We start from the raw sequence: 7,146 nt of genomic DNA, 5'->3' as shown, positions 1-7,146 counted from the left end.
GATGAAATTATTGCTTACTTTGACAACCGAACTACGAGTGGTGTTGTTGAGGGTATTAACAATAAGCTCAAGTTGATTAAACGCTCTGCTTATGGGTTTAGGAATTTTGAAAAGTACCGAATTAGATGTTTACTTACTTGGCATTTTAATTATTGAATTAGCATACTAAGTACTGAAGAGCCATATTTTTAGCTCTAACTGAACCTAATTCCAGCTTAAACTTACTGGATATAAAATATAGCAGTTCCTTATTAACTGTAAAATTTTCTGCTTCCGAGACGTTCTACAAACGTCTCGGAGCAACGGCAGACTCGCCAGAACCTCTACAAGGATTGCTAGTTCACAAAGCTGTTAATAACTGAAGTAACTCAGTAGATAAATCTACCGCATTCTTCTGCTGCTTTGTAAATAGAACTCCAGCCAAAAGATAAATGTTTGACGAGTAAAAAGCTAGATTACTTTTTTGCATCTCAGCAATCCAATTTTTTACCTTTGGTTCAGAACTGTAATAGCCAAACTTTAGGGGAGAAACAATGAAATTAGAAACCAAGTAATCTATTGATCTGGCATAATTAATCAAACCTATTGGATTTGAGTAACTAGAAGCCATGACTAATACATTTGTGTAACCTAGCTCTAAAAGCTTTTTAGTTACAGTTATTCCATCAATCCCTCCATGTAACAGAGGTTGATAAATGTTGTTATCTAATGCAGGTAAGTAGGGCGGATTGGATATTAAAAATTCCGCTTTTGGTTGGGAAGCATCAAACAAGCATTTATTGTGTATTTTATAGTGTTGGCTAACTTTATATTTATCAATTTTTGCTTGCGCCGCTTCACTAGCCAACTTATTTAGTTCAAATCCATGTATGACTCCCTCAAAGTTTGTTCTCAGCAATGCCTGAATAACTGGACTTCCGTCTCCTGAGCCAAATTCAACAATTGACTCTGACCCAAGACAATTATTTAAAACTAATGTTTCTATCGAGTGTGCATAAAAGTTAGATTCTTCTGGGCAGAAGAAGATATCTTTCAACGGCTTGGATGAGAGGAGCATTTAAGTATTTATTAAGTAAACAACTATTACAAAATCTAAGATGTTAAGAGTGATACTGCCATCTATCGCTCGGATTATACCTAAAGGCATTACCATTACTTATACTTTTAATGTAAATTTGTTATAAGGGTATTAATTAGATTGAGCTAATATAAATTTTAAAGTATTTTAAATAAAAGATTATTCAAATAAAAGTTGCAGATTTTTGGACAATATTTCAGCAGCTTAGTATTTTAGGAAATCAGGATGATTTATTTTTTTAATATAAATTAAATACTTTTTACTTAGGTTGCAGTGGGTATTTTGATGAAAATTTTCTATACCTACTGCCTAAATTACGCCCAGAAATGCAATAATACCAGCATAATTACCCTAACTAAAAAGGTATTTTTATGGGCAATAAGGACAGAAATCAAGAAATTGCGGAAGTTTATCGTAGCCTTTTCATTCAACACGGAGCCTCAGCGCATGGGGTTCGTTGGGATGACGAATTCCAGCAGATGGTAAGGCTGAAAATATTGCTGGAAATTGCGGACATATCAAATACAAAAATTCTTGACTTTGGCTGCGGCTATGGTCAGATGCTCAACTATCTAAAGCAGCAGAGCATCAATGTGGACTACACGGGAATAGACCTAGTTGATGAATATCTGGAATTTGGTCGGCAAAACTATCCTGAAGCCAGATTTTGCCAGCAGCAAGACATTGAGAACGAAACTTTTGATTACATTTTTTTGAGCGGTTTGTTTACAGCTGACAGAGGCGACGATTGCCGAAAATTTTGGCAAGATACAATTTGCTGGTGCTTTTCAAGAGCCAGCAAGGGAATTGCCTTTAATATGTGGTCTAAATATGCCGAGTTCCATATGGAAAAACGCTATTACGAAGATCCGGGTGAAGTCTTCCGGTTTGTCAAGCAGCTGGATATTCGCTGCAACCTGACGATTCGCAACGACTACATCACCCAGCAAGATCGTTTCTCACCCCACGATTTTACAGTGTATTTACAAAAGTGAGTAATTGCCTAGTGCTATTGGTATAGATTCCTACCTGTCAACCTTAAGACTGATGTAGCCCGGTTTGTGCTGAATTAATTTACTTAATAAAAGTACACAATTTAGAAGAATGCAATTCACCTGTAAGAGGTGAAGGGTTTTTCATGAGCAAATTTAAGGAGTAGCAATGCAATTGAAGGCAATCAGTGAGCAAGTTGTCGCCGTAGTTGGGGCGAGCAGCGGTATTGGGCGGGAAACAGCTTTGCAATTTGCCAAACGGGGCGCAAAACTGGTAGTCTCGGCTCGCAGTGAGTCTGGGCTAAAGTCTTTGGTGGAAGAGATTAAGAGCTTTGGCGGTGACGCAACATTTGTAATTGCTGATGTCAGCGATTTTGAGCAGGTAAAAGCGATCGCAGACTATACCGTCTCACATTATGGGCGACTCGATACTTGGGTGCATTGTCCCGCCACCGCCGTCTTTGCCACCTTCGACAACACAACACCGGAAGAGTTTAAGCGTGTCATCGATGTTAGCCTGATGGGGCAAGTATACGGCGCAATGGCCGCACTACCCCATCTGAAACGCGAGGGACGGGGAGCGCTGATCCACGTCTCCTCAGTGGAGGGCAGGCGAGCTTTACCATACCAGAGTTCCTACTCCTCTGCAAAGCACGGTGTTGAGGGCTTTCTGGAAGCTTTGCGCGTTGAGCTGGAACACGAGAAATACCCTATCAGCGTCACGAGTATTAAGCCATCAGTCATCAACACGCCTTTCTACAACAACGGTCGTACCAAGTTAGGCGTGAAGCCAACGGGGATACCGCCCTACTACGATGCTAGTATTGTCGCCGATGCCATCCTCTACACTGCCGAAAACCCAACTCGTGACTTCATCGTGGGCGATGTCGGCAAGATATTAGATGTGCTTCAGCGTCTCTCGCCCGGATTAGTGGATCAAATTTTGCTGCTCGTCGGCTTCCAGTTTCAGAAAACCAACGAGCCAAAGTCTGAAGACGCGCCTGATAATCTCTACGAACCTATCCCAGCTCACGACAAAGTGGAGGGAGATTTTGGCAACCTAGAGATACCAACCTTCACAGACTGGCTGGATAAAAATCCGCCGCTCAAGTGGGGCGCTTTGGCAGCGGCGGCTTTAGGAGTCGCAGCAGTATTAGGGTGGCATCCAGGGAATGATGTTTAAAGAAAGTCGCCGTAGCAATCACTAAATTTCTCCCCAGACACATAGCAATTTAATACCCGCGAAAGAGTAAACCTCGATACTAACTGGGCTACTGTCATAAAAAGAAACATCACAATTTGACGAAAAAACAGTTTGTAGCAGCAACATATTCTTTGCCTACAGACTGCCCTCAAATTTAAAAAAAAGTAGGAGCAAAAATCCATGAGCGACGGACAAAATCCAGTGCTACCAGAAGAGCCAAAAGAAGCTGAACCTGGAAGAGGTGCGCCGGGAGATAATCATGCTGGCGTTCAAATGGCACAAAACCCATTTGTTAATGCCCCGGATGCCATAATTCCTTCTAACAATGACATCGAACTCAATAAACATCAAATTGAGGCTTTCCACGAGCAAGAAGAAGGTACCGGCTTAGATACTACTGGTGGCTATGTTATTGATGAGGCAGGTAAAATTGACAACTTCGCAATTGAACCTCCGATGTATGTAGAAGAAAAGTAGAATTATCTAACAATAGGGTGCGTTAAACGCTTAACGCACCCTAGCGATTAAGCCGAAGCTCTCTCAAAGCGTTTATTCACTTCATTCCAATTAACTACATTCCACCAAGCATTTAAATAATCAGCCCGCTTGTTTTGATATTTCAAATAATAAGCGTGTTCCCAAACATCATTACCCATAATGGGATACATTCCTTCCATCAAAGGACTATCCTGATTCGCTGTACTTACAACTTGCAATTTACCATCTTTGCCCCTCGCTAACCAAGCCCAACCACTGCCAAAACGTTTACTACCCGCTTCGTTGAATTGCTTTTTGAAAGCATCAAAACTGCCAAAGGTTTGATTAATCGCATCGGCAATTTTTCCGGTTGGTGCTCCACCTGCATTCGGTGCCATGATTTCCCAGAACATTGTATGATTCACATGACCGCCGCCGTTGTTGCGAACTGTTGTACGAATATCCTCTGGTATGCTGTTAAGATTGCTAATTAATTCTTCAGCGCTTTTGCCTTGAAGCTGGGGATATTTATTCACCGCTTCATTCAGGTTTTTTACATAGGCGGCATGGTGTTTATCGTGGTGAAATTGCATCGTCGCTGCATCAATGTGGGGTTCCAGAGCTTTGTAGTCATAAGGTAAAGGCGGCAGGGTAAAAGTATCTTTTGTTTGAGCCGTTGGAGACGCTGGAGCCTGCGTTGCATTGCTTTCTTGAGTGCTTTGAGCTGAGCAAGCAGATGGGAAGGCTCCTATGGCAACTGCGCCCGTGGTGGCACCTAACAGAAATAGGAACTTACGACGATTTAGAGCCATAATTGTGTAAAAATTGAGAGTTTTTTAGGTCTTTGATTCAAATTTACAACAATTTGCTGTCTGAAGTACCTCTATTTCAAGATTTTATATGATAAGTAAATTTTTTCCAAGCTTAAAACGTAGACTGTACACCGATGCGGAAAGTTAAACCAGGTTGATAAATTCGATTTGATTTTTCGTAACTCACATCTGCTAAATTTTCTAGATAAACTATTAAACCCAAGTTTTTAGTAACTGGAATTCTACCGCTTAAATCTAAATTCAGGTAAGGTGGCGAGAAATCTCTTGGATCCTCACCAGCATTATTAAAGAAGGCTCTACGTGCGCCACTGTAGTAACTCGCATATAGATTAATCTGCCACCCGCCAGAGTTATAACCTACACCTAATTGACCTACAGAGTAGGGAATCAAGCCTAATTGTAAGCCTTTTTCTACACCTGTCTCTATTCGTGCATCTGTATAAGTGTAATTAACAAAGGTTGACCACTCACGATTTATTTGCCATTTAATTGCTGCTTCTAAACCATTGGTGTTTACCAAACCAATATTAGCCCATCTACCGGCTATGATTCCCAATCTGTCATTTAAACTACTACCGAAGTACGTAAACTGTCCTGTCAAATTTCTAGAGAAATTAATATCTACTCCAGCCGTCCAAGATGAGCCTGTTTCCGGATTCAAATCGTGGTTAGGCAACCAGTTATGAACTGTGTCGAAAATATACAATTGATCTAATCCAGGATTGCGCTGTACAGATGCCCAACTACCGCGTACAGCAATGGCTGGAGTTATATTCCAACGTACCCCTGCGGTGGGGTTTAAATAACTACCAAATTCACTATCAAAATTTTGCCGTATTCCTAAATCTGCTTGTAATGTATCGGTGATATTCCAAGTATTTAAAGCGAATATGGCTGTATGCAATCTGTCTCTATTTTCAGTTTCATTCAAGGCGATTCGACTAGGGACTGTACTGAAAGAATCACCAGTTAAATAGCTATTTTTTACATCTAATCCCCAAATTAGTTTGTTACTAGGAGATGTTTGCCACTGATGTTCTATTCTCCCTGTAACTGCTTGGGAATCTAAGGTGCCAGTACGATAAAATATGTTTTGGGTTGGGCCATAGGTGTTGAAGTAATCTCGGTTGTAGCCTAAAGTAGTCCTGAGTACAGAATCTTTGTTTCCTCCTAATAAACTTCTCCAAGATAAACCTACATTTAAGACATCATGATCTAGTCTGTCTCTTTGTAAAGGGAAACCAAAATAAAGTAGGCCGCGACGACTGCTAATTGCATAAGCGTCTAAGCTGAGAGTGTTTCTAGAATCCAAATCTAGTGCGATACCACCAAAGTAATTGCTAGTATTTTGATCTCCATTAAATAAAAGACCTTCTGCGTCACGATTTGCTGCACCTTCAGGAACAGGATAACGGTTATCTGCCTCGTATTTTTCATATCCAAGGTTGAATCTTAAATTCCCAGCAGAACCGCCATAGCTGACGCGATAGTTAGATTGATTGTAAGAGCCATATTGGACGGTAGCATTAAGTCTGGGAACTTCTTGACCTTGTTTGGTGACGATATTCACAACTCCTCCAAAGGCTTCTGAACCGTATAAGGTGGTACTGCTGCCACTGGATAATTCCACTCGTTCAATTGCCTCTACCGGAATGCTGTTCAGGTCAGTAGTGCCATGATAAGTATTAATATTATTGCCAATTGGTCTACCATTCAGTAGAAATACAGACTGATTAATGGAGTGTCCGCGGTAGTAAGTTCCTGTGTGAATATCTGCGCCATAACCAGCATCGTTAACGGCAAATCCAGGTAGTCCTTTTAAGATTTCTGCTGCACTATTTGAGCCTTGTTTTTGAATTTCTTCGGCATCAATTTCGTATACTGGTGTAGACTGAGGAAGATTATTTTCTTCTGTATCGTTGGTTATTACCCGTTCTGGCAACACATTTTTGTCAGTTAGAAGTGGAGGCTGATTTGCTGTTTCAGTGGTTTCTTCCTTTGAAGCTGTGGTCTCTGGGGTAGTGGTAAAGGTAAAAACAAAATTTTCATTATTCTGCTTTATTTGTCCTTTCGGTACGCCATTACTTCCAGTTACGACTACTCGGATACTATTAGCGTCTAGGGGAGTAACTGATACTAATTTAACTTGGTTAGTAGGGTTGGAAATGCTAAAGCGATCGCTTTCTGGTAAACGCAATTTTGCATTAATAATATCCGCTACAAAAGTTTCTCCATAGCTGGAGTTTAGCACTTGAGAAAATGTGCCGCTTTGGGTTTCTAAAATAACTTCAATGCCGTTAGATGTTGGCTGAATTTTAACGCCAGTTACTTGCGTAACCTCAGCATGAATTGGTTTTGCTATCGATAAGACTATAGCTCCGGCTATTGACAGTTCATTAAATAATAGCTGTTTTTTCACAATGTGTCCTCACACAAAAAAAACATAAATAATTTAGGGCAGGGTTAAAAGTAAGTAATTAGTAACTTCTTACTTTTGACTTTGATAGCAATACTAAGTAAGACAGGCAGGAGAGCTTTTCGCAGGAATCTCGCCTGCGCTAC

General features: G+C 40.6%; 7 protein-coding genes. 4 read left to right on the top strand and 3 right to left on the bottom strand.

Translation table 11 applies throughout. The annotated features are described in order from the left end of the window. On the top strand, positions 1-156 hold a 156-nt coding region (locus tag NDI42_RS24705; RefSeq protein ID WP_190455406.1), incomplete at its 5' end, for a transposase. Positions 157-340: 184 nt separating this feature from the next. Here the strand turns inward: NDI42_RS24705 and NDI42_RS24700 are convergent. Continuing rightward, positions 341-1,057 carry an SAM-dependent methyltransferase gene (locus tag NDI42_RS24700; protein ID WP_190455403.1) on the bottom strand — a complete coding sequence of 239 codons (717 nt, stop codon included), beginning with the start codon at positions 1,055-1,057 and terminating at the stop codon, positions 341-343. A 392-nt stretch (positions 1,058-1,449) separates the two neighbouring features. Between NDI42_RS24700 and NDI42_RS24695 the strand changes: the two genes are divergently transcribed. The 3 genes from NDI42_RS24695 (at position 1,450) to NDI42_RS24685 (ending at position 3,751) form a co-directional block, all read left to right on the top strand. Beyond that, positions 1,450-2,073, top strand: a complete 624-nt coding sequence (locus NDI42_RS24695; protein ID WP_190455400.1) for a class I SAM-dependent methyltransferase — start codon at positions 1,450-1,452, stop codon at positions 2,071-2,073. Between the two features lie 166 nt (positions 2,074-2,239). Next, entirely contained in the window at positions 2,240-3,253 is a 1,014-nt protein-coding gene (locus NDI42_RS24690; RefSeq protein WP_190424137.1) for an SDR family oxidoreductase, read from the top strand. Between the two features lie 201 nt (positions 3,254-3,454). Continuing rightward, positions 3,455-3,751, top strand: a complete 297-nt coding sequence (locus NDI42_RS24685; protein WP_190455397.1) for a hypothetical protein — start codon at positions 3,455-3,457, stop codon at positions 3,749-3,751. A 47-nt stretch (positions 3,752-3,798) separates the two neighbouring features. Here NDI42_RS24685 and NDI42_RS24680 read toward each other — a convergent pair whose 3' ends face one another. Next, positions 3,799-4,563, bottom strand: a complete 765-nt coding sequence (locus NDI42_RS24680; protein ID WP_190455393.1) for a superoxide dismutase — start codon at positions 4,561-4,563, stop codon at positions 3,799-3,801. A gap of 112 nt (positions 4,564-4,675) precedes the next feature. After that, complete coding sequence (locus NDI42_RS24675) at positions 4,676-7,003, bottom strand: TonB-dependent receptor domain-containing protein (RefSeq protein ID WP_199311158.1); 2,328 nt, start codon at positions 7,001-7,003, stop codon at positions 4,676-4,678. Positions 7,004-7,146 lie beyond the last annotated feature (143 nt).

The sequence above is a fragment of the Funiculus sociatus GB2-C1 genome (assembly GCF_039962115.1).
GTDB lineage: Bacteria > Cyanobacteriota > Cyanobacteriia > Cyanobacteriales > FACHB-T130 > Funiculus > Funiculus sociatus.
This window is presented reverse-complemented; position numbering and strand designations above follow the sequence as displayed.

What these genes read in the sequence shown, in the direction of transcription:
- NDI42_RS24680 (WP_190455393.1), bottom strand. Translation starts at nt 4,563, where the DNA reads ATGGCTCTAAATCGTCGTAAGTTCCTATTTCTGTTAGGTGCCACCACG.
- NDI42_RS24700 (WP_190455403.1), bottom strand. Translation starts at nt 1,057, where the DNA reads ATGCTCCTCTCATCCAAGCCGTTGAAAGATATCTTCTTCTGCCCAGAA.
- NDI42_RS24695 (WP_190455400.1), top strand. Translation starts at nt 1,450, where the DNA reads ATGGGCAATAAGGACAGAAATCAAGAAATTGCGGAAGTTTATCGTAGC.
- NDI42_RS24690 (WP_190424137.1), top strand. Translation starts at nt 2,240, where the DNA reads ATGCAATTGAAGGCAATCAGTGAGCAAGTTGTCGCCGTAGTTGGGGCG.
- NDI42_RS24685 (WP_190455397.1), top strand. Translation starts at nt 3,455, where the DNA reads ATGAGCGACGGACAAAATCCAGTGCTACCAGAAGAGCCAAAAGAAGCT.